Genomic DNA, 21,477 nt, shown 5'->3' with positions numbered 1-21,477 from the left:
GACGCGTGTGCAGGCTGCCCTCGTGACCGAGACCGGGGGCCACACGTGACCTGGCCAGGAGGCCGTCCATGGCGCTGGAGAGCGCAGTCAAGAAGCAGATCATGACCGAGTACGCGACGGTCGAGAACGACACCGGCTCGCCGGAGGTCCAGGTCGCGATGCTGACCCGCCGGATCAGCGACCTGACCGAGCACCTCAAGCAGCACAAGCACGACCACCACAGCCGGCGGGGCCTGCTCCTGCTGGTCGGACGTCGTCGCCGCCTGCTGAACTACCTGGCCAAGACCGACATCAGCCGCTACCGCTCGCTCATCGAGCGGCTCGGTCTGCGCCGGTAAGCACGACGAGGGGACCGTCCACGTGGACGGTCCCCTCTCTCGTGCGGCACCCGCCGCACGGGACCGACGACCCCCGCCGCACCCGTCAGCGGGCCGGTCCTCGGTAGTGGCTCCCGGGCATATCCGGTTCCCGTTCGGGGGATCAGTTCCCGGGGGCTTCGATCGAAGACCGGTCGCCCCGAAGCTGCAGGCGCAGGGTCGCCACAAGAGGAGAAGCGCACGAGGTTCTTCGGGGCAAGGGGCCCCGGGGGCCGTGTGCGACGAAGAGAGAAGGACACGTGTCCGCACCCACCACCCCGGGCAGCATCGCTGCCGAGTTCGACCCCGAGGACGGGGTCACCACGGCCACCGCCGTCATCGACAACGGCAGCTACGGCAGCCGCAGCATCACCTTCGAGACCGGCCGGCTCGCCCGTCAGGCCGCCGGCTCCGTCACGGTCACCATGGGCGACACCATGCTGCTCTCGGCCACCACGGCCGGCCGTCAGCCCAAGGACCAGTTCGACTTCTTCCCGCTCACCGTGGACGTCGAGGAGCGGATGTACGCCGCCGGGCGCATCCCCGGCTCGTTCTTCCGCCGGGAGGGCCGCCCCTCCGAGGACGCGATCCTCACCTGCCGGCTGATCGACCGCCCGCTGCGGCCGACGTTCGCCAAGGGCCTGCGCAACGAGGTCCAGGTGGTCATCACCGTCCTGTCGCTGGACCCCGACCACCTCTACGACGTGCTGGCGATCAACGGCGCCTCGGCGTCCACCCAGCTCTCCGGCCTGCCGTTCTCCGGCCCGGTCGGCGGCACCCGCGTGGCGCTGGTCAACGGCCAGTGGATCGGCTTCCCGACCCACAAGGAGCTCGAGGACGCCGTCTTCGACATGGTCGTGGCCGGCCGGGTCCTGCCCGACGGCGACGTCGCGATCATGATGGTCGAGGCCGAGGCCACCGAGAAGACGATCCAGCTCGTGGCCGGCGGCGCGACCGCCCCCACCGAGGAGGTCGTGGCCCAGGGCCTCGAGGCGGCCAAGCCGTTCATCAAGGTGCTCTGCGAGGCGCAGGCCGCCCTGGCCGGGAAGGCCGCCAAGCCGGTCGCCGACTTCCCGCGCTTCCTCGACTACCAGGACGACGTCTACGCCGCCGTCGAGGCCGAGGCGGCCACCGAGCTGGCCACCGTCCAGGCGATCCCGGGCAAGCACGACCGGGAGGCCGCCACCGACGAGCTCAAGGAGACGGTGAAGGCCAAGCTGGCCGACCAGTTCGCCGGCCGGGAGAAGGAGATCTCCGCGGCGTTCCGCGCGGTGACCAAGAAGGTCGTCCGGCAGCGGATCCTGCGCGACAAGGTCCGCATCGACGGCCGCGGCGTCACCGACATCCGGCCGCTGTCGGCCGAGGTCGAGGTCGTGCCGCGGGTGCACGGCTCGGCGCTGTTCGAGCGCGGCGAGACGCAGATCCTCGGCGTCACCACGCTGAACATGCTCCGGATGGAGCAGCAGCTCGACACGCTCTCGCCGGAGAACCGCAAGCGCTACATGCACAACTACAACTTCCCGCCGTACTCGACCGGTGAGACCGGCCGGGTCGGCTCACCCAAGCGCCGCGAGATCGGCCACGGCGCGCTCGCCGAGCGGGCGCTGCTGCCGGTGCTGCCCGACCGCGAGGAGTTCCCCTACGCGATCCGGCAGGTGTCCGAGGCGCTGAGCTCCAACGGCTCGACGTCCATGGGCTCGGTCTGCGCCTCGACCCTGTCGCTGCTCAACGCCGGTGTGCCGCTGCGCGCCCCGGTCGCCGGCATCGCGATGGGTCTAGTCTCCGACGAGGTCGACGGCAAGACGCAGTACGTCGCGCTGACCGACATCCTCGGCGCCGAGGACGCCTTCGGTGACATGGACTTCAAGGTCGCCGGCACCAAGGACTTCGTGACCGCCCTCCAGCTGGACACGAAGCTCGACGGCATCCCCTCCGACGTCCTGGCCCAGGCGCTGACCCAGGCCCGCGCGGCCCGGCTGCACATCCTCGACGTCATGGGCGAGGCCATCGACGGCCCCGACGAGATGAGCCCGTACGCGCCGCGCGTGACCACGGTGCGCATCCCGGTCGACAAGATCGGCGCGGTCATCGGTCCCAAGGGCCAGATGATCAACGCGATCCAGGACGAGACCGGCGCCGACATCACCATCGAGGACGACGGCACCATCTACGTCGGCGCGTCCGACGGCCCGTCGGCGCAGGCGGCGGTCGACCGCATCAACGCCATCGCCAACCCGCAGCTGCCCAAGGTCGGCGAGCGCTTCCTCGGCACCGTGGTGAAGACGACGCCGTTCGGCGCCTTCGTCTCGCTGCTGCCGGGCAAGGACGGCCTGGTGCACATCAGCAAGCTCGGTGGCGGCAAGCGCATCGGCAAGGTCGAGGACGTCGTCAACGTCGGCGACAAGCTGCAGGTCGAGATCACCGACATCGACGCCCGCGGCAAGATCAGCCTCGTCCCCGTCCAGGCCGAGGCCGCCGCCGAGGGCGGCGACTCCGCCGAGGCGGCTGCTGCCGAGGACGTGGCAGAGGCCGCGCACGCGGGTGAGTGACCACGCCTGAGGTTCTGGGCGACGGGGTGGGTGCCACGGCACCCACCCCGTTCCCTGTCGGGAAGACCGTGCTGCTCGACCAGGACGAGGTCGGCGGGCGGGTGGAGCGGACCGAGCTGCCCGGTGGGCTGCGGGTCCTGACCGAGACGATGCCGGGGGTGCTCTCGGCGACCCTCGGGATCTGGGTCGGCGTCGGCTCGCGGGACGAGACGCCCGCGCTGGCCGGCTCGTCGCACTTCCTCGAGCACCTGCTGTTCAAGGGGACGACGAGCCGCACCGCGCTGGAGATCGCGACGGCGATGGACGCCGTCGGCGGTGAGATGAACGCCTTCACCGCCAAGGAGCACACCTGCTACTACGCGAACGTGCTCGCCAGCGACCTGCCGCTGGCCGTCACCCTGCTCTCGGACCTGGTCACCGAGGCGTGCAACACCGCCGAGGACCTCGAGTCGGAGCGGACGGTGGTGCTCGAGGAGATCGCCATGCGCGACGACGAGCCCGCAGACGCGGTGCACGACCTGTTCGCCGAGACGCTGTTCGGTGCCACGCCGCTCGGGCGGTCCGTGCTCGGCTCGGTCGAGTCGATCGAGAACCTCACCCGGGACGACGTCGACGGCTGGTACCGGCGGCGTTACTCGATGCCCTCGATCGTCGTCACCGCGGCCGGCCGGGTGGACCACCAGCAGGTGCTCGACCTGGTCACCGCGGCGTTCGCCGACCGGCTCGGCGGCGAGTCCGGTCCCGCGCCGCTGCGCCGCGGCGACGACATCGCGCTGGAGCGCCCGGCCCGGGCCACCGGCCTGATCAACCGGCGCACCGAGCAGACCCACCTGCTCTACGGCGGCCTCGGCCTCGGCCGGCTCGACGAGCGGCGCTACGCCGCGGCCGTGCTGGAGACCGCCGTCGGCGGCGGGATGAGCTCGCGGCTGTTCCAGGAGATCCGCGAGAAGCGCGGACTGGTCTACAGCGTCGGCTCGGCCCTGACGCACTACGCCGGCACCGGCTCCTTCTCGGTGTATGCCGGCTGCTCGCCCAAGCGGGTGCCGGAGGTGTTGCGGCTTGTCCGCGAGGAGCTGGCGCGGGTGGCCGCCGAGGGGCTCACCCCCGAGGAGGTGGCGCGCGGCCGCGGGCAGCTCAAGGGCGGCCTGGTGCTCGGCCTCGAGGACACCGGCTCCCGGATGAGCCGGCTGGGCAAGAGCGAGCTGTCCTACGGGGAGTACCTGCCGGTGCGCGAGGTGCTGGCCCGCCTGGACGCCGTCGACGAGGGGCAGGTGCGCGCCGTCGGCGCCGACCTGCTGACCCGCGAGACCTGCCTGGCGGTCGTCGGCCCGTACCGCGAGTCGGACCTCGACCGCCTGTAGCGATGACCGGTCCGCTCGAGGTCCACAGCCCGCTGTCCCGCGGCGCCTTCGCGGTGACGGTCCTCGTGTCGCTGGCGGTGCTGTTCGCGCCGGCGAGCGACGTGCCGACCGCGCCGCCGGGCGTGGACAAGCTGGTCCACCTCCTCATCTTCGGCGCGCTGGCGTTCACCGGGCGCTGGGCCGGCTTGCCGCGGGCCCCGCTGGCCGGCCTGCTCGTGCTCTACGCAGCCGTCAGCGAGGTGCTGCAGAGCCTTCCGTTCCTCGACCGCTCGTCGTCGGTCGCCGACTGGCTGGCCGACGTCGCCGGCGTGCTGCTCGGGCTGCTGCTCTGGGGCTGGCTGGAGCGGCGGCGGGTGGCGCGCTGACCCGGTGTGTTGCACCGGGCCTGCCGGTTGGTAAGCCTGACGCCGTGACCACGAGCGCCTCGGTTCCCGGCCGGCAGTCCGATCCCTCCGACGGGGCCTCGGTGATCACCGTCGGCGTCCTCGGGGCGCGTGGCCGCATGGGCACCGAGGTGGTGAAGGCGATCAACGCCGCCGACGACCTCGAGCTCGTGGCGATGGTCGACGCCGGTGACTGGCTGTTCAACGTCGCCGACGCCGGCGCCCAGGTCGTCGTGGACTTCACCCGCCCGGACGTCGTCATGGACAACATCCGCTTCTGCATCGACAACAACATCCACTGCGTCGTGGGGACGACGGGCTTCGACGAGGCCAAGCTGGCGACGGTCGCCGAGTGGCTCGAGCCCAAGCCGGACCTCGGCGTGGTCATCGCCCCGAACTTCGGCATCGGCGCGGTGCTGCTGATGCGCTTCGCGCAGGAGGCGGCGCGGTTCTTCCCGTCGGCCGAGGTGGTCGAGCTGCACCACCCGAACAAGGTGGACGCCCCCTCGGGAACCGCCGTCCGCACCGCCCGTCTGGTGGCCGCCGCCCGCCGTGCCGCCGGCCTGCCGCCCGCGCCCGACGCGACGACGGACTCGCTGCCGGGTGCACGGGGCGCCGACGTGGAGGGGATCGCGGTGCACGCCGTGCGGCTCACCGGGCTGGTCGCCCACCAGGAGGTGCTCATGGGCGCTGCGGGGGAGACGTTGACCCTCCGCCACGACTCCTACGACCGCGCCTCCTTCATGCCGGGGGTGCTGCTCGCCGTCCGGGAGATCGGCCGGCGCCCCGGCCTGACCGTGGGGATCGAGGGCCTCCTCGGCCTGTGACGGGGGCCTCCGGGACCCCCTGTGCACCGGCCTCCGAAGTCGTGTATGGTCGTCGATGCGCCGCGCGGGGCCGAGAGGCCAGCCGGACGATCCCCTGCGGGAATGTCCGGTCGCGGTGTAGGGTTGGACAACAAGCCGCCATCGATGAAGCCCGTGAGGGTCTATTCGGTGCGCGTCCGCTCCTTGAGAACTCAACAGCGTGCCGAAAGTCAGTGCCAAGTAACAACCCCTTTGTGGGTTTCTTTGGGTTGATTGATATCGCGATCTGTCAGGTCGCGGTTCTCAGCCGGTATCAAATCATCTACGGAGAGTTTGATCCTGGCTCAGGACGAACGCTGGCGGCGTGCTTAACACATGCAAGTCGAACGGTGAACCCGCTTCGGTGGGGGATCAGTGGCGAACGGGTGAGTAACACGTGGGCAACCTGCCCCCGGCTCTGGGATAACTCCAAGAAATTGGGGCTAATACCGGATATGTCCGCTGACCGCATGGTCTGGTGGTGGAAAGGGTTTCCGGCTGGGGATGGGCCCGCGGCCTATCAGCTTGTTGGTGGGGTAGTGGCCTACCAAGGCGACGACGGGTAGCCGGCCTGAGAGGGTGACCGGCCACACTGGGACTGAGACACGGCCCAGACTCCTACGGGAGGCAGCAGTGGGGAATATTGCGCAATGGGCGAAAGCCTGACGCAGCGACGCCGCGTGGGGGATGACGGCCTTCGGGTTGTAAACCTCTTTCAGCAGGGACGAAGCCTTTTCGGTGACGGTACCTGCAGAAGAAGCACCGGCCAACTACGTGCCAGCAGCCGCGGTAATACGTAGGGTGCAAGCGTTGTCCGGAATTATTGGGCGTAAAGAGCTCGTAGGCGGTTCGTCGCGTCGGCTGTGAAATCCCGAGGCTCAACCTCGGGTCTGCAGTCGATACGGGCGGACTGGAGTTCGGCAGGGGAGACTGGAATTCCTGGTGTAGCGGTGAAATGCGCAGATATCAGGAGGAACACCGGTGGCGAAGGCGGGTCTCTGGGCCGATACTGACGCTGAGGAGCGAAAGCGTGGGGAGCGAACAGGATTAGATACCCTGGTAGTCCACGCCGTAAACGTTGGGCGCTAGGTGTGGGGGCCATTCCACGGTCTCCGTGCCGCAGCTAACGCATTAAGCGCCCCGCCTGGGGAGTACGGCCGCAAGGCTAAAACTCAAAGGAATTGACGGGGGCCCGCACAAGCGGCGGAGCATGTTGCTTAATTCGATGCAACGCGAAGAACCTTACCTAGGCTTGACATGCACGGAAATCTCCCAGAGATGGGGGGTCCGTAAGGGCCGTGCACAGGTGGTGCATGGTTGTCGTCAGCTCGTGTCGTGAGATGTTGGGTTAAGTCCCGCAACGAGCGCAACCCTCGTTCCATGTTGCCAGCACGTGATGGTGGGGACTCATGGGAGACTGCCGGGGTCAACTCGGAGGAAGGTGGGGATGACGTCAAATCATCATGCCCCTTATGTCTAGGGCTGCAAACATGCTACAATGGCCGGTACAAAGGGCTGCGATACCGTGAGGTGGAGCGAATCCCAAAAAGCCGGTCTCAGTTCGGATTGGGGTCTGCAACTCGACCCCATGAAGTTGGAGTCGCTAGTAATCGCAGATCAGCAACGCTGCGGTGAATACGTTCCCGGGCCTTGTACACACCGCCCGTCACGTCACGAAAGTCGGTAACGCCCGAAGCCGGTGGCCCAACCCCTCGTGGGAGGGAGCCGTCGAAGGCGGGATCGGCGATTGGGACGAAGTCGTAACAAGGTAGCCGTACCGGAAGGTGCGGCTGGATCACCTCCTTTCTAAGGAGCACTCGCCGGCCCGCTATCCGCGGGTCGGTGCAGAGCCATGCCAGCACGGTGACGGTCCGCCATCTGCGGTGGGCCGCGGGTTGTCTGGATGGTGCTCGAGGGTGGAACGCTGACCAGTTCGGCCGCCGGCCCGCGCCGGCCCCCAGTACTGCCGCCCCGCGAGGGGCTGCGTGGACCGGGGTGGGACGCGGGGACCGGGGTCGTAGGCACGCTGTTGGGTCCTGAGGGAGCGGGCCCGTCCCCGGGTGGGGGTGGGGCTTCCTCGACAGGGCCATCCGGTTTCCGGACCACCGCGCGCGGCGCGGGTTCGGCGGGAACGCCGGCGGATGGTGGCTGTTTGTTCGTTGAGAACTGCACAGTGGACGCGAGCATCTTTTTGAGCTCTGTGGTTTGCAGAGCGTGTAGGCCCGCCCGGACCGCCGGGCCCCTTGTCGGGGTGTGGTGGTGGGGGCGGAATTGTTGTGTGTCAAGTTGGTAAGGGCACACGGTGGATGCCTGGGCACCAGGAGCCGATGAAGGACGTGGGAGGCTGCGATAAGCCTCGGGGAGCTGCCAACCGAGCGTTGATCCGAGGATGTCCGAATGGGGGAACCCCGCACCAGTCATGTGGTGTGACCCGCGCCTGAACACATAGGGCGTGTGGAGGGAACGTGGGGAAGTGAAACATCTCAGTACCCACAGGAAGAGAAAACAACCGTGATTCCGTGAGTAGTGGCGAGCGAAAGCGGAGGAGGCTAAACCGGTCGCATGTGATACCCGGCAGGGGTTGTGCGGTCGGGGTTGTGGGACGATCCAGCCATTTCTGCCGGAGTGGCGGGGAGTGAGAAAGCGGCGTCGCTAGTGGAAGGCCTCTGGAAGGGGTCGCCGTAGAGGGTGAGAGCCCCGTACACGAAAGCGTGTCGCCTCCCGGATCTGTTTCCCAAGTAGCACCGAGCCCGTGAAATTCGGTGTGAATCCGGCGGGACCACCCGCTAAGCCTGAATACTCCCTGGTGACCGATAGCGGACAAGTACCGTGAGGGAAAGGTGAAAAGTACCCCGGGAGGGGAGTGAAATAGTACCTGAAACCGTGTGCCTACAAGCCGTGAGAGCCTTAGCCGCATCCGTGTGGCGGGGTGATTGCGTGCCTTTTGAAGAATGAGCCTGCGAGTTAGCGGTACGTGGCGAGGTTAACCCGTGGGGGGTAGCCGTAGCGAAAGCGAGTCCGAACAGGGCGCTTCTAGTCGCGTGCTCTAGACCCGAAGCCGAGTGATCTACCCATGGCCAGGTTGAAGCGCGGGTAAGACCGCGTGGAGGACCGAACCCACCAGGGTTGAAAACCTGGGGGATGAGCTGTGGGTAGGGGTGAAAGGCCAATCAAACTCGGTGATAGCTGGTTCTCCCCGAAATGCATTTAGGTGCAGCGTCGCGTGTTTCTTGCCGGAGGTAGAGCACTGGATGGCCTAGGGGGCCCACAAGCTTACTGAAGTCAACCAAACTCCGAATGCCGGTAAGTGAGAGCGCGGCAGTGAGACTGCGGGCGATAAGGTTCGTAGTCGAGAGGGAAACAGCCCAGATCATCGGCTAAGGCCCCTAAGCGTGTGCTAAGTGGAAAAGGATGTGGGATCGCAGAGACAACCAGGAGGTTGGCTTAGAAGCAGCCACCCTTGAAAGAGTGCGTAATAGCTCACTGGTCAAGTGGTTCCGCGCCGACAATGTAGCGGGGCTCAAGCACACCGCCGAAGCCGTGACACTCCAGCGTGTACTCCGCCGGTCCTCGTAGGGGCCGGCCAGGGGCTGGGGTGGGTAGGGGAGCGTCGCGTGGTGGGTGAAGCGGCGGAGGGATCCAGCCGTGGACGCCACGCGAGTGAGAATGCAGGCATGAGTAGCGAGAGGGGAGTGAGAAACTCCCCCGCCGGAAGACCAAGGGTTCCTGGGCCAGGCTAATCCGCCCAGGGTGAGTCGGGACCTAAGGCGAGGCCGACAGGCGTAGTCGATGGACAACGGGTTGATATTCCCGTACCCGCGAAGGAGCGTCCATGCCGAACCCGGCGATGCTAACCACCCGACGCCACGCCGAGCTTTCGAGCGGAGCGTGGTCGAGCGTGGGACCCGGACCGGTAGTAGGCAAGCGATGGGGTGACGCAGGAAGGTAGTCGGGCCGGTGAGTGGTGGTACCGGTGCAAGGGTGTGGCCCGCGGAGCAGGCAAATCCGTTCCGCATGCAGGGTGAGGCCTGACGCATAGCCGAATGAGGCGAATCCGATGATCCTATGCTGCCGAGAAAAGCCTCTAGCGAGTTCCGAGCGGCCCGTACCCCAAACCAACTCAGGTGGTCAGGTAGAGAATACCGAGGCGATCGAGCGAACTGTGGTTAAGGAACTCGGCAAAATGCCCCCGTAACTTCGGGAGAAGGGGGACCCTTCGCCGTCAACCGCCTCGCGCGGGGCAGCGGTGGGGGGTCGCAGAGACCAGTGAGAAGCGACTGTTTACTAAAAACACAGGTCCGTGCGAAGTCGTAAGACGATGTATACGGACTGACGCCTGCCCGGTGCTGGAACGTTAAGGGGACGGGTTAGTGCCCTCGGGTGCGAAGCTCAGAACTCAAGCGCCAGTAAACGGCGGTGGTAACTATAACCATCCTAAGGTAGCGAAATTCCTTGTCGGGTAAGTTCCGACCTGCACGAATGGCGTAACGACTTCTCAGCTGTCTCAACCACAGGCTCGGCGAAATTGCACTACGAGTAAAGATGCTCGTTACGCGCGGCAGGACGGAAAGACCCCGGGACCTTCACTACAGCTTGATATTGGTGTTCGGTTCGGCTTGTGTAGGATAGGTGGGAGACCGTGAAGCGGGCACGCCAGTGTCCGTGGAGTCGCCGTTGAAATACCACTCTGGTCGAATTGGATGTCTAACCTCGGTCCGTGATCCGGATCAGGAACAGTGTCAGGTGGGTAGTTTAACTGGGGCGGTTGCCTCCCAAAATGTAACGGAGGCGCCCAAAGGTTCCCTCAGCCTGGTTGGCAATCAGGTGTCGAGTGCAAGTGCACAAGGGAGCTTGACTGCGAGACCGACGGGTCGAGCAGGAGCGAAAGCTGGGACTAGTGACCCGGCACCGGCAGGTGGAAGCGGTGTCGCTCAACGGATAAAAGGTACCCCGGGGATAACAGGCTGATCTTCCCCAAGAGTCCATATCGACGGGATGGTTTGGCACCTCGATGTCGGCTCGTCGCATCCTGGGGCTGGAGTAGGTCCCAAGGGTTGGGCTGTTCGCCCATTAAAGCGGTACGCGAGCTGGGTTTAGAACGTCGTGAGACAGTTCGGTCCCTATCCGCCGCGCGCGTAAGAGACTTGCGAAGAGCTGTCCCTAGTACGAGAGGACCGGGACGGACGAACCTCTGGTGTGCCAGTTGTACCGCCAGGTGCACTGCTGGTTGGCTACGTTCGGCAGGGATAACCGCTGAAAGCATCTAAGCGGGAAGCTCGCTTCAAGATGAGGTCTCTCACCTCCATGAGAGGGTAAGGCCCCCGCCCAGACCAGCGGGTCGATAGGCCGGAAGTGGAAGCACCGCAAGGTGTGCAGCTGACCGGTACTAACAGGCCGAGGACTTGACTCACACACCCTCACGCCCCCGCGGCGGCAGCAAAAAGGGAAGTCTCGCGTCCACTGTGCGGTTCTGAACGCACAAACCGGCCCACCCCGTACAACGGGTGCCCGGTCTGACATGTTCACAGCGTTACGGCGGCCATGGCGAGAGGGAAACGCCCGGACCCATTCCGAACCCGGAAGCTAAGCCTCTCAGCGCCGATGGTACTGCCCCGGGGACGGGGTGGGAGAGTAGGACGCCGCCGGACAACCATTCCCGAACGGGGCCCCAGCCACCAGGCTGCGGGCCCCGTTCGGCATGCCCACGCCACCCCGGGCACGCCAGCCCGAAAACGCCCCGCACTCGATCGCGCGAAAGCCCCCGCACTCGATCGCGCGAAAGCCCCCGCACTCGATCGCGCGAAAGCCCCCGCACTCGAGCGCGCGAAAGCCCCCGCACTCGAGCGCGCGAAAGCCCCCGCACTCGAGCGCGCGAAAGCGCGCGGGGTCAAGGGACGGTGCGGCGGAGGCCTTAGCGGCGGGGTTCCTTGGTGGTGGCGCCGACATTGTCCGCGAGCCAGACGTTGAGCGGGTGCAGTTCGCGCCAGGCCGCGCGCACCTCGTCCAGCGCTTTCCGGTCGTGCAGCCAGTCGGCCGGCTCCCAGTGCCGGCTGGCGTGCAGCGACTTGTGCTTCAGCAGGTCCACCCGAGGGGCGTCGGCGGCGTGCCCGGACGGCACCCGGGTCAGGCGCTCGCCGTCGATGCTGAAGCCCGCGGCGGACAGTCGCTCCACCTCCTGTTGGAGGCGCGGTCCCTGCACGTCGTCGGCCACGGCACGGCGGTACCGGTCGACCTGGTCGGACTCCAGCCGCCACGAGCCGCCGGACACCAGCAGCCCGTCCGCGGAGATCTGCACGTACCAGGCGCCGGCACCACGCCCGTCGGGAGCCACGACCGCGCCGGCATGCGTCTTGTACGGCGTCTTGTCGTGGCTGAACCGCACATCGCGATACGGCCGGAACATCCTCGCCGTCCCGAACTCCGGCGCCAACTCCTCGAGCAGCGCCAGCATCGGCTTGCGCACCTGGGCCTCGTAGTCGGCCTTGTGCCGGGTCCAGTAGGTCTTGCTGTTGTCGGCCTCGAGGCCCTCGTAGAAGACCAGCCCCTCGTCCGGGAACCCCTCGAACGTCACCGGGTCTCCTCCCCGTCGTCGACTGCGTCGTCGAGCATCGTGTGCCAGCGGATCTCGCGCAGCGGCTCGCCGCCGGTGTCCAGGGTTCGTGCCCAGCCCTGCTGCGCCCAGCCGGCGGACTCGAAGAACCGGGCGGATACCCGGTCGGTCTCCGTCAGCCACACCTGCAGCCGGGCCGCGCCGGTCGCGCGGGCCAGGTCGGCGACCGCCGCGAGCAGCCGGCTGCCGTGGCCGCGCCGGCCCCAGCGCGGCTCCACCAGCAGCGTCGCGATCTCCGTCGTCGGCCCGGCCGGGTGCGGCGCCTCTCCGCGGGCGATCTCGGCGGGGCCGTAGGCGGCGAAGCCGACCACCTCGTCGCGCTCGACGGCCACCAGGACGCCGTGGCCGGGCGTCGGGGGCGTCAGCACGGCGGCGCGCCAGGACTCGGTCGCGGCCGACTCGTCCCAGTCGTCGAGGACGGCGAGGGGCAGGACGCCGCGGTAGGCGGTCCGCCAGGTCACCAGCTGGACGCGCGCGACCGCGGCGGCGTCGTCGACCCGCGCCGGCCGGACGGAGACCTCCGCCGTCCCCGAGAGACGAGGGAAAGGGCTGGCGGCGTCCACCCGGGCAGCGTAGGACGCGCGACGGACCGGCTCGGACGGGCGGCGGTGCGGGTGCTGGAATCGGGGCGTGACGACGACGCGCGAGAACAGCGCACCCCATCCGGCGGCCGGCGCCCGGCCGGTGACCGCCGGCGTCGTCGGCGCCCTGGCGATCGTCTACGTGGTCTGGGGCTCGACCTACCTGGCCATCAAGTACACCGTCGCCGATCTGCCGCCGCTCCTGGCCATGGGCTGCCGATTCCTGCTCGCCGGCACGCTGCTGCTGCTCGTCGTCCTCGCCACCCGCGGCCGGACGGCGCTGCGCACGACGCGCCGCCAGCTGGCCACGGCCGCGGCGTGCGGCCTGCTCCTGCTCGTGGGCGGCAACGGGCTGGTCGCCGTCGCGGAGCAGTACGTCGACTCCGGTCTGGCCGCGCTGCTCATCGCCGCGACGCCGCTGTGGGTCGTCGTCCTCCGGGCGCTGTTCGGGGACCGGCCCGGGGCGGCGACCGTCGGCGGGCTGGTCCTCGGCATGGCCGGCGTCGGCGTGCTGCTGCGGCCCGGCTTCGGTGGCGAGCACGGCATCGGTCCCCTCCTGCTGGTCTGCCTCAGCTCGCTGCTCTGGTCGATCGGCACGGTGCTCGCCACACGGCGCCCGCTGCCGGCGGACCCGTTCGCGACCACGGTCGTCGAGATGGCGGCCGGCGGGACGGCCATGGTCGTGCTCGGCTCGCTCGGCGGCGAGTGGGGGCGGGTCGACCTCGGTGCCGTCGACGCGGCCTCGTGGGTCGCCTTCGGCTACCTGGTCCTCGTCGGCAGCCTCGTCGCCTACAGCGCCTACGTGTGGTTGCTCGCGCACGCGCCGGTGTCGCTGGTGACCACCTACGCGTACGTGAACCCGGCCGTGGCGGTCGGCCTCGGCGCGCTGTTCCTCGGCGAGCCGCTCACCGGCCCCGTGCTCATCGGCGGCGCGGTCATCATCGCGGCGGTCGCCCTGGTCATCACGGCCGAGTCGCGCAGCGCCCGGCGCGCCCGACCGGCACGGGACGAAGGCCCCCTGCCGGTCGAGCCGACCTGAAACCGTCGGACCGGAACGGCAGGATCGATGGAGTGAGCACCCGAGTCGAGCGTCTCCCGGCGCCCCTGGCCCGGCGCATCGCCCTCGCCGCCCAGGGCTTCGCCGAGCCGCGGCCGACCGGCCTCGTCGACACCCGGCAGCTGCGCCGGCTCACCGCGCGGCTGGGCGTCGTCCAGATCGACTCGGTCAACGTGCTGTCCCGCTCGCACTACCTGCCCGCGTTCAGCCGGCTCGGGCCCTACCCCCGCGCGGCGCTGGACCACCTCGCCGGCCGCCGGAGGGAGCTGTTCGAGTACTGGGCGCACGAGGCGTCGTACCTGCCCGTGCGGCTGCAGCCGTACCTGCGCTGGCGCATGGCGGCCGCCGAGCAGCACGCCTGGGGATCGATGGTCCGTCTCCAGCGCGAGCGGCCCGGCTACGTCGCCGAGATCCTCGACCGCGTTCGCGAGCAGGGAGCGATCAAGGCGAGCGACCTGCTCGAGTCCCGGCCCGAGCGACCGGGAACCATGTGGAACTGGCACGCCGGCAAGGTCGCGCTCGAGTGGCTCTTCTACACCGGCGTGCTCACCGCGCGGCAGCGCACCGCGGGCTTCGAGCGCGTCTACGACCTCACCGAGCGGGTGCTGCCCGCCGAGGCCCTCGCCGTCCCGACGCCCGAGCCGGAGGCGGCGTTCCGCGAGCTGATCCGCACGGCGGCCCGGGCGCTGGGCGTGGCGACCGAACGGGATCTGCGCGACTACTTCCGCCTCAAGCCCGCGCCGGCGCGGCAGGCGATCGCCGAGCTGGCCGACGCCGGCGAGTTGCAGCCCGTCGAGGTCGACGGCTGGGCGGGGACGGCCTGGCTGGACCCGGCGGCGCGCCGGCCGCGCTGGATCCGCGCCCGCGCCCTGCTCAGCCCGTTCGACTCACTGGTGTGGGAGCGCCCGCGGGTCGAGCGCATCTTCGGCTTCCACTACCGCCTGGAGATCTACACGCCCGCGGCCAAGCGGGTGCACGGCTACTACGTGCTGCCCTTCCTGCTGGGCGACCGCCTGGTCGGCCGCGTCGATCTCAAGGCCGACCGGCAGGCCGGCGTCCTGCGCGTGCAGTCGGCCTTCGCCGAGGACGGCGTCGACCGTGCGCTGGTCGCCGCGGAGCTGGCCGACGAGCTGGCGCTCATGGCCGCGTGGCTGGAGCTGGACGCCGTCGCCGTCACCGACCGGGGAGATCTGGCGCCCGACCTGCAGGCGGTGCTGGGGCCGGCCGCCGCGACGGGCTGACCCGCGCCCGTCCGGCGGGGCCCCGGCCGCTCAGCTGCAGCGCAGGAGGATCTGGCTCATGCCGGCGTCGTCCGCCGGATGCGCAGGCCGCCGGAGACGGTCCGCACCGCGACGCTCAGCTCGGCCGGCCCGTCGCCGCCGGGCCCGTCCTCGTCGAGGTGGGACTCCATCCGGCCGGAGACGCTGGAGAGGTCCAGCCACACCCGCAGGCCCGGGACGACGCCCAGCGAGACGTCGCCCGACACCGTCTTGACGCTCACCTTGCCGCCGGCGACCCGGTCGATGCCGACGTCCCCGGACGCGGTGTTGATCGAGACGTCGCCCGCGGCGGAGCCGACCTCGACGTCGCCGGCCGCCGTCTTCACCTCCAGGCCGGCGCCCACGGACTCCACCCGCACGTCCGCCGATGCCGAGCCCACGGTCGCGCGGCCGGACACCGTGCCGACCCGGGCGGTCCCGCTCGCGGTGCGCAGCTGCAGGTCGGTGCAGGACTCGACGGCGGCGTCGGCGCTGGCGCCGGTCAGCTCGACCCGGCCCAGCTCGCCCCGCAGCTCGACGTCGGCCGAGGCGACGGCGACGCGGGCGGCGGTGCCCGGAGGGACGGCGACCCGCACCGCGAACGCGGGCGGCCGCAGCTGCAGCCGCCGCTCGGGCACGGTGACCCGCAACCGCGAGCCGACGAGATACAGGTCGACGCGGTCGAGGAGCTGCTCGGCGCCGCTGTCGAGGGGCTCGATCTCGACCACGTACTCGGTCGTGCCCTCGACCGCGTCGACGTCGACGGAGCCGGCGGGGTTGCGGATCTCGACGGCGAAGGGGCCGGCGCCGACGGGGAAGCGGTGCGTGCGCGTGTCCAACGGTTCCTCCAGGTGGGATCAGCTGCGGGCGAAGCCGGTGTAGCGGCGGGGGCCGCGGCCCGGCTGCGGACCAGGGCGGGGCTCGCGGAGCGCGCCCGAGACCGCCCGCACGAGCCAGGCGTTGAGCGAGACCCCGGAGGCGGCCGCGGCCGCCTCCGCGCGGGACTTGAGCTGCTCGGGGAGGCGCAGGCTGATGCGGGCGACCGACCCGTCGTCGTCCCCGCTGTCCTCGTCGCCGGCCTCGGGCTCCTCGGCCGGCTCGTGGTGCACGGGCGGGACGACGACGACCTCGGGGTCGCGCCCGCGCACGCGGATGTCGACGAGCGCGCCCTCGAGCGCCGCGGTCACCTCGGCCGCCATGTCCGACAGCGCGTTGGTGACCGTCAGCCGGACGGCGGGCTCCATCGTGTCGGCGAGCAGCCGGGCGGTCTCCCGCGCCTGCTCGCCGCCGGCGGCCGCGGCCGCGGTCAGGGCGGTCCGCAGGGCGTCGACGTAGTCGCTGAGATCCATGGACGCCATGGTGGCGTCATTCCCCCCGCACGACGGTGTCGGGCCCGCCGTGGTGCCGCCGCCAGGGGGACAGCAGGCGCGCGACGTCGCGGTCGTGGCCCCGCCCGGCGTGCCGGCCCCGGGACTGACGCAGCTGGCCCCGGAGTTCCTCGGTATATGTCCAGTTCTCCATGGCGCCACTATGGCACCATAATGACGCCATCACAACACCATGGTGCAGTCGTCGTGGTGTCGCCGGTTGCAGCGCCGTAGGCTCGGCGCCGTGCCACCGATCGCGCGGCTCACGGTCCAGGTGATCGCCCAGACGCACTTCGACCCCCCGGCCGACGTGCCCTGGGAGACCGACGCGGAGGGCGGCCAGGCGCTCGCCGAGTTCGCCGGCCGGGCCTGCTACCAGTCCTGGAGCAAGCCGAACCCGGCGACGGCGACCAACCAGGGCTACCTCCGGCACATCCTCGAGGTCGGCCACCTCTCGGTGCTCGAGCACGGGACGGTGAGCCTGTACCTGTCCGGGGTGTCCCGGTCGCTGACCCACGAGCTGATCCGCCACCGGCACTTCTCCTACAGCCAGCTCTCCCAGCGCTACGTCCCCGAGGGCAACGCCGCCGTCGTCGAACCGGTGGTCATCGCCGAGGACCCGGAGCTGCACGAGAAGTTCCTCGCGGCCACCGACGCCGCGCTGGCCGCCTACGGCGAGCTGCTCGAGGCCCTGGAGAAGCGGTTCGCCGACGTCCCGAACGGCACGCTGCGCCGCAAGCAGGCCCGCCAGGCCGCCCGAGCGGTGCTGCCCAACGCCATCGAGACCCGCATCGTCGTCACCGGCAACTACCGCGCCTGGCGGCACTTCATCGCGATGCGGGCCAGCGAGCACGCCGACGTCGAGATCCGCGAGCTGGCGATCGCCTGCCTGCGCGAGCTGCAGGCGGTGGCCGGCCACGTCTTCAGCGACTTCCGGATCAGCCGGCTGGCCGACGGCACCGAGGTGGCGGCCAGCCCGTACGTGGCCGAGGGGTAGGCGGGGACCCAGGGACTCCTGGGGCGTGGCCGGTCGATGGCGTCGGCACCCCGACCTAGAGTCGACGGGCGCCGACGAGGGGGAGTCACATGATCGACACGCAGTACGAGGACCTGCTGCGCCGGGTGCTGGAGACCGGCACCCCGAAGTCCGACCGCACCGGCACCGGCACGAGCAGTGTCTTCGGGGAGCGGCTGCGCTACGACCTGTCCCGAGGTTTCCCGCTGGTGACGACGAAGAAGGTGCACTTCAAGTCGGTCGCCTACGAGCTGCTGTGGTTCCTGCGCGGCGAGGGCAACGTCCGGTGGCTGCAGGAGCACGGCGTCTCCATCTGGGACGAGTGGGCGGCCGAGGACGGCGGCCTCGGGCCGGTGTACGGCGTCCAGTGGCGCTCCTGGCCCGCACCAGACGGCGGTGCGATCGACCAGATCTCCCAGGTGCTCGAGACCCTGCGCGCCGACCCGGACTCGCGGCGCATGCTCGTCTCCGCGTGGAACGTCGGCGCGCTGCCGGAGATGGCGCTGGCGCCGTGCCACGCGATGTTCCAGTTCTACGTCGCCGACGGCCGGCTCTCCTGCCAGCTCTACCAGCGCAGCGCGGACCTGTTCCTGGGGGTGCCGTTCAACATCGCCAGCTACGCGCTGCTCACCCAGATGGTCGCCCAGCAGGTCGGCCTGGAGCCCGGCGACTTCATCTGGGTCGGCGGGGACTGCCACGTCTACGCCAACCACGTCGACCAGGTGCGCGAGCAGCTCTCCCGCGAGGTCCGGCCGTTCCCGCGGCTGACGATCGACCGGGCGCCGTCGCTGTTCGAGTACGACTACGCCGACTTCCACGTGCACGACTACGACCCGCACCCGGCGATCCGCGCCGCGGTGGCGGTGTGAGCGTCCGGCTGGTCTGGGCGCAGGACACCGACGGCGTCATCGGGGCCGACGGGGCGCTGCCCTGGCACCTGCCCGAGGACCTGCGGCTGTTCCGCGCGCTCACCCTCGGCTCCACGGTCGTCATGGGCCGCCGGACCTGGCTGTCGCTGCCGCCGCGGGTGCGGCCGCTGCCCGGCCGGCGCAACGTCGTCCTCAGCACGACGCTCACCGACGCCGGGGTCGGCGTGCCGGTGGCGACCTCGGTCGAGGACGTCCTCGCGGCGCACGACGAGCTCTGGGTGATCGGCGGCGGCGGGGTCTACACGGCGTTCCTGCCGCACGCCGACGAGATCGTGGTCACCGAGGTCGACGGCCGGTTCCCCGGCGACACCTGGGCGCCCCGGCTCGACGGTGACTGGGAGCTCGAGATGCGCATGCCGGCGGAGGGCTGGCTGCCCTCCGCGGGCGGGCTCCGGTTCGCCGTCTCGTGGTGGCGACGGGGAGCAGCGGCCGGGTCCGCGACGAGCCCGGTCCCGGCGGCGCTGACACGCTGGCGCGCGGACGTCGTCGGCGAGGGCTGAGTCCGCTCCTCGGGGTCGGTAGATTCCTCCCATGAGCACCGATCCCGCGCGGCCCTTCGGGCGCGTGCTGACGGCGATGGTGACCCCCTTCGCCGATGACGGGACGATCGACCTCGCCGGTTCGCAGGAGCTCGCCGCCCACCTGGTGGACCGGTGTGCGCACGACGGCCTGGTCATCTCCGGGACGACGGGGGAGTCGCCCACCGTCTCCGACGCCGAGCAGCGAGCGGTGCTGGAGGCGGTGCTCGACGCCGTGGGCGACCGGGCGGTCGTCGTCGCCGGCGTCGGCACCAACGACACCGCGCACTCGATCGAGAAGGCCCGCGACGCCGAGCGGATCGGCGCGCACGGCCTGCTCGTCGTCACCCCGTACTACAACAAGCCGCCGCAGGCCGGGCTGCTCAAGCACTTCACCGCGGTCGCGGACGCGACGGACCTGCCGGTGATGCTCTACGACATCCCGCCGCGGGTCGTCGTCCCCATCGAGGTGGAGACCCTCGTCCGGGCCGCGGAGCACCCGCGGATCGTCGCGGTGAAGGACGCCAAGGGCGACCTCGGGTCCGTCGCCTGGACCCTCGCCCGCACCGACCTCGCGTACTACAGCGGCGAGGACATGCTCAACCTGCCGCTGCTGGCCCTGGGCGCGGTCGGGGTCGTCAGCGTCGTCGGCCACGTCGCCGGCCCCCGGATGGCGGAGCTGATCGCCGCGGTCGAGTCCGGCGATTTGGTGAAGGCGCGGGCGGTCAACGAGACCCTGCTGCCGCTCTACACCGGCATCTTCCGTACCCAGGGCGTCATCCTGGTCAAGGCGGCCCTGCGCGAGCTCGGCCTGCCCGGCGGGCCGGTCCGGCCGCCGCTGGTCGACGCCACCCCCGAACAGGTCGCGCAGCTGCGCACCGATCTCGCTGCCGGAGGCATAACCCTGTGAGCGATCCGGGAACACTCGTTCCGTGACCGGTCAGCTGGCCCAGCCCCATCTCGACCTGCAGGCCCCGCCGCCGCTGCCCGAGGGCGGCCTCCGGGTCATGGCCCTCGGCGGGCTCGGCGAGATCGGCCGCAACATGGCCGTCCTCGAGTACGACGGCGCACTGCTGGTCGTCGACTGCGGCGTCCTCTTCCCCGAGGCGGAGCAGCCGGGCGTCGACCTGATCCTGCCCGACTTCGGGGTCATCGAGCACCGCCTCGGCGACATCGCCGCCGTCGTCCTCACCCACGGGCACGAGGACCACATCGGCGCGGTGCCCTACCTGCTGCGGCTGCGCGGCGACATCCCGCTGGTGGGGTCGCGGTTCACGCTCGCGCTGGTCAGAGCCAAGCTGCGCGAGCACCGCATCGACCCGACGCTGGTCGAGGTGGCCGCCGGTGACGACCACGTCGCCGGGCCGTTCCACTGCGAGTTCATCAACGTCAACCACTCGATCCCCGACGCGCTGGCCGTCGCGGTGCACACGCCGGCCGGGACGGTCGTGCACACCGGCGACTTCAAGATGGACCAGCTGCCGCTCGACGGCGTCCTCACCGACCTCGGCGCGTTCGCCCGGCTCGGCGTGAGCGGTGGCATCGACCTGCTGATGGCCGACTCCACCAACGCGGAGGTGCCGGGCTTCGTCACCTCGGAGCGGGCCATCGGCCCCGTGCTCGAGGACGTCTTCCGGCGGGCCACCCAGCGGCTGATCGTCTCCAGCTTCGCCAGCCACGTGCACCGCATCCAGCAGGTCCTCGACGCCGCGGAGACGCACGGCCGCAAGGTCGCGTTCGTCGGCCGCTCGATGGTCCGCAACATGGGCGTCGCGCGCGACCTCGGGCTGCTGCGGGTCGCCCCCGGGCTGATGGTGCCGCTCGACGAGGCCACGTCGATGCCGCCGGAGAAGGTCGTGCTGGTCAGCACCGGGTCGCAGGGCGAGCCGCTGTCGGCGCTCGGCCGGATGGCCCGCGGCGAGCACCACCAGGTCACCATCGAGGCCGGCGACACGATCGTGCTGGCCTCCTCGCTGGTGCCCGGCAACGAGACCGCCGTCTACAAGGTGATCAACGGGCTGGCCCGGCTCGGCGCGACCGTCGTGCACAAGGAGACGGCGATGGTGCACGTCTCCGGGCACGCCCCGGCCGGCGAGCTGCGCACGCTGCTCAACGTGGCCAAGCCGCACTACCTGATGCCCGTGCACGGCGAGTGGCGGCATCTGCGGGCGCACGCGGCGCTCGCCGAGCAGACCGGGATGAGCAGCGACCGGGTGATCCTCGCCGAGAACGGCGTGGTGGTGGACCTGGTCGACGGCAAGGCCTCGATCACCGGGTCGGTACCGATCGGCGACGTCTACGTCGACGGGCTCAACGTCGGCGACGTGGGGGAGGAGTCGCTGCAGGCCCGGCGGATCCTCGGCGACGAGGGCTTCGTGGCCCTGACCGTCGTCATCGAGCCCTCGACGCGGACCATCGTCCGGCCGGTGCACCTGTCCACCCGCGGCTTCTCCGACGACCCGTCGGCCTTCGACGAGGTGCTGACCCTGGTCGAGACCAACCTGAAGCGCGCGCTGGAGGACGACGAGGTCGACCCGCACCGGCTCTCGCAGCTGATCCGCCGGACGGTCGGCAAGTGGGTGTCCGACACCTACCGCCGCCGCCCGATGATCATCCCCACGGTCCTCGAGGTGTAGTGGAGTGGCTC

Annotated in this window: 16 protein-coding genes and 3 rRNA genes; 15 read left to right on the top strand and 4 right to left on the bottom strand. The window is 70.1% G+C overall.

What is annotated here, in order from left to right; translation table 11 throughout:
- The first annotated feature begins 68 nt into the window (after nucleotides 1-68).
- The 8 genes from rpsO to rrf all read left to right on the top strand — a co-directional run bounded on the left by rpsO (nucleotide 69) and on the right by rrf (nucleotide 11,142).
- Nucleotides 69-338 (top strand): 30S ribosomal protein S15, encoded by a 270-nt coding sequence (gene rpsO, locus AB3388_RS21010; protein ID WP_495407264.1) that lies wholly within the window; start codon nucleotides 69-71, stop codon nucleotides 336-338.
- A 278-nt stretch (nucleotides 339-616) separates the two neighbouring features.
- Nucleotides 617-2,905 carry a polyribonucleotide nucleotidyltransferase gene (locus AB3388_RS21005; protein ID WP_495407263.1) on the top strand — a complete coding sequence of 763 codons (2,289 nt, stop codon included), beginning with the start codon at nucleotides 617-619 and terminating at the stop codon, nucleotides 2,903-2,905.
- Between the two features lie 68 nt (nucleotides 2,906-2,973).
- A complete protein-coding gene (locus AB3388_RS21000; protein WP_495407262.1) occupies nucleotides 2,974-4,266 on the top strand; it encodes a M16 family metallopeptidase in 1,293 nt (430 codons plus the stop codon).
- Nucleotides 4,267-4,268: 2 nt separating this feature from the next.
- On the top strand, nucleotides 4,269-4,631 hold the full coding sequence (locus AB3388_RS20995) for a VanZ family protein (RefSeq protein ID WP_495407261.1): 363 nt from the start codon (nucleotides 4,269-4,271) through the stop codon (nucleotides 4,629-4,631).
- Nucleotides 4,632-4,675: 44 nt separating this feature from the next.
- Complete coding sequence (gene dapB / locus AB3388_RS20990; protein ID WP_495407260.1) at nucleotides 4,676-5,476, top strand: 4-hydroxy-tetrahydrodipicolinate reductase; 801 nt, start codon at nucleotides 4,676-4,678, stop codon at nucleotides 5,474-5,476.
- Between the two features lie 300 nt (nucleotides 5,477-5,776).
- Nucleotides 5,777-7,300: ribosomal RNA gene (locus AB3388_RS20985) — 16S ribosomal RNA — on the top strand.
- Between the two features lie 473 nt (nucleotides 7,301-7,773).
- Nucleotides 7,774-10,904, top strand: a 23S ribosomal RNA gene (locus tag AB3388_RS20980).
- A 121-nt stretch (nucleotides 10,905-11,025) separates the two neighbouring features.
- Nucleotides 11,026-11,142: ribosomal RNA gene (gene rrf, locus AB3388_RS20975) — 5S ribosomal RNA — on the top strand.
- Together the 16S, 23S and 5S rRNA genes form the textbook arrangement of a ribosomal RNA operon.
- Before the next feature lie 263 nt (nucleotides 11,143-11,405).
- On the opposite strand, the gene AB3388_RS20970 is transcribed toward rrf, so the two are convergent.
- Both AB3388_RS20970 and AB3388_RS20965 read right to left on the bottom strand, forming a co-directional pair.
- Nucleotides 11,406-12,065 (bottom strand): DUF2461 domain-containing protein, encoded by a 660-nt coding sequence (locus AB3388_RS20970; protein WP_495407259.1) that lies wholly within the window; start codon nucleotides 12,063-12,065, stop codon nucleotides 11,406-11,408.
- Nucleotides 12,062-12,667, bottom strand: coding sequence for a GNAT family N-acetyltransferase (locus AB3388_RS20965; protein ID WP_495407258.1), 606 nt, complete (start codon nucleotides 12,665-12,667; stop codon nucleotides 12,062-12,064). Before AB3388_RS20965 ends, AB3388_RS20970 begins: the two co-directional genes overlap by 4 nt.
- Before the next feature lie 67 nt (nucleotides 12,668-12,734).
- Between AB3388_RS20965 and AB3388_RS20960 the strand changes: the two genes are divergently transcribed.
- Complete coding sequence (locus AB3388_RS20960) at nucleotides 12,735-13,724, top strand: EamA family transporter (RefSeq protein WP_495407257.1); 990 nt, start codon at nucleotides 12,735-12,737, stop codon at nucleotides 13,722-13,724.
- 32 nt (nucleotides 13,725-13,756) lie between these two features.
- The gene (locus AB3388_RS20955) at nucleotides 13,757-14,983 is read left to right on the top strand and encodes a winged helix-turn-helix domain-containing protein (protein ID WP_495407256.1); all 1,227 of its coding nucleotides are present in this window, start codon (nucleotides 13,757-13,759) and stop codon (nucleotides 14,981-14,983) included.
- Nucleotides 14,984-15,039: 56 nt separating this feature from the next.
- Here AB3388_RS20955 and AB3388_RS20950 read toward each other — a convergent pair whose 3' ends face one another.
- Both AB3388_RS20950 and AB3388_RS20945 read right to left on the bottom strand, forming a co-directional pair.
- On the bottom strand, nucleotides 15,040-15,840 hold the full coding sequence (locus AB3388_RS20950; protein WP_495407255.1) for a DUF4097 family beta strand repeat-containing protein: 801 nt from the start codon (nucleotides 15,838-15,840) through the stop codon (nucleotides 15,040-15,042).
- 18 nt (nucleotides 15,841-15,858) lie between these two features.
- Nucleotides 15,859-16,350: a toxin-antitoxin system HicB family antitoxin gene (locus tag AB3388_RS20945; protein WP_495407254.1), complete on the bottom strand. Its 492-nt coding sequence runs from the start codon at nucleotides 16,348-16,350 to the stop codon at nucleotides 15,859-15,861.
- A gap of 262 nt (nucleotides 16,351-16,612) precedes the next feature.
- On the opposite strand from AB3388_RS20945, the gene thyX reads away from it, so the two are divergent.
- The 5 genes from thyX (at nucleotide 16,613) to AB3388_RS20920 (ending at nucleotide 21,466) form a co-directional block, all read left to right on the top strand.
- Nucleotides 16,613-17,365, top strand: a complete 753-nt coding sequence (gene thyX, locus AB3388_RS20940; RefSeq protein WP_495407253.1) for an FAD-dependent thymidylate synthase — start codon at nucleotides 16,613-16,615, stop codon at nucleotides 17,363-17,365.
- Nucleotides 17,366-17,454: 89 nt separating this feature from the next.
- A complete protein-coding gene (locus tag AB3388_RS20935; RefSeq protein ID WP_495407252.1) occupies nucleotides 17,455-18,252 on the top strand; it encodes a thymidylate synthase in 798 nt (265 codons plus the stop codon).
- On the top strand, nucleotides 18,249-18,812 hold the full coding sequence (locus AB3388_RS20930; protein ID WP_495407251.1) for a dihydrofolate reductase: 564 nt from the start codon (nucleotides 18,249-18,251) through the stop codon (nucleotides 18,810-18,812). The genes AB3388_RS20935 and AB3388_RS20930 overlap by 4 nt, the downstream gene beginning before the upstream one ends.
- A gap of 31 nt (nucleotides 18,813-18,843) precedes the next feature.
- Nucleotides 18,844-19,740 (top strand): 4-hydroxy-tetrahydrodipicolinate synthase, encoded by an 897-nt coding sequence (gene dapA, locus AB3388_RS20925; RefSeq protein WP_495407250.1) that lies wholly within the window; start codon nucleotides 18,844-18,846, stop codon nucleotides 19,738-19,740.
- Between the two features lie 22 nt (nucleotides 19,741-19,762).
- Nucleotides 19,763-21,466, top strand: coding sequence for a ribonuclease J (locus tag AB3388_RS20920; RefSeq protein WP_495407249.1), 1,704 nt, complete (start codon nucleotides 19,763-19,765; stop codon nucleotides 21,464-21,466).
- Nucleotides 21,467-21,477: the final 11 nt, after the last annotated feature.

The organism is Geodermatophilus sp. SMS 5-13, from assembly GCF_059428245.1.
This window is presented reverse-complemented; position numbering and strand designations above follow the sequence as displayed.

Excerpts from the sequence above, each read along its gene's own strand:
- rpsO (WP_495407264.1), top strand. The coding sequence starts at position 69 with ATGGCGCTGGAGAGCGCAGTCAAGAAGCAGATCATGACCGAGTACGCG.
- AB3388_RS20995 (WP_495407261.1), top strand. The coding sequence starts at position 4,269 with ATGACCGGTCCGCTCGAGGTCCACAGCCCGCTGTCCCGCGGCGCCTTC.
- AB3388_RS20945 (WP_495407254.1), bottom strand. The coding sequence starts at position 16,350 with ATGGATCTCAGCGACTACGTCGACGCCCTGCGGACCGCCCTGACCGCG.
- AB3388_RS20935 (WP_495407252.1), top strand. The coding sequence starts at position 17,455 with ATGATCGACACGCAGTACGAGGACCTGCTGCGCCGGGTGCTGGAGACC.
- dapA (WP_495407250.1), top strand. The coding sequence starts at position 18,844 with ATGAGCACCGATCCCGCGCGGCCCTTCGGGCGCGTGCTGACGGCGATG.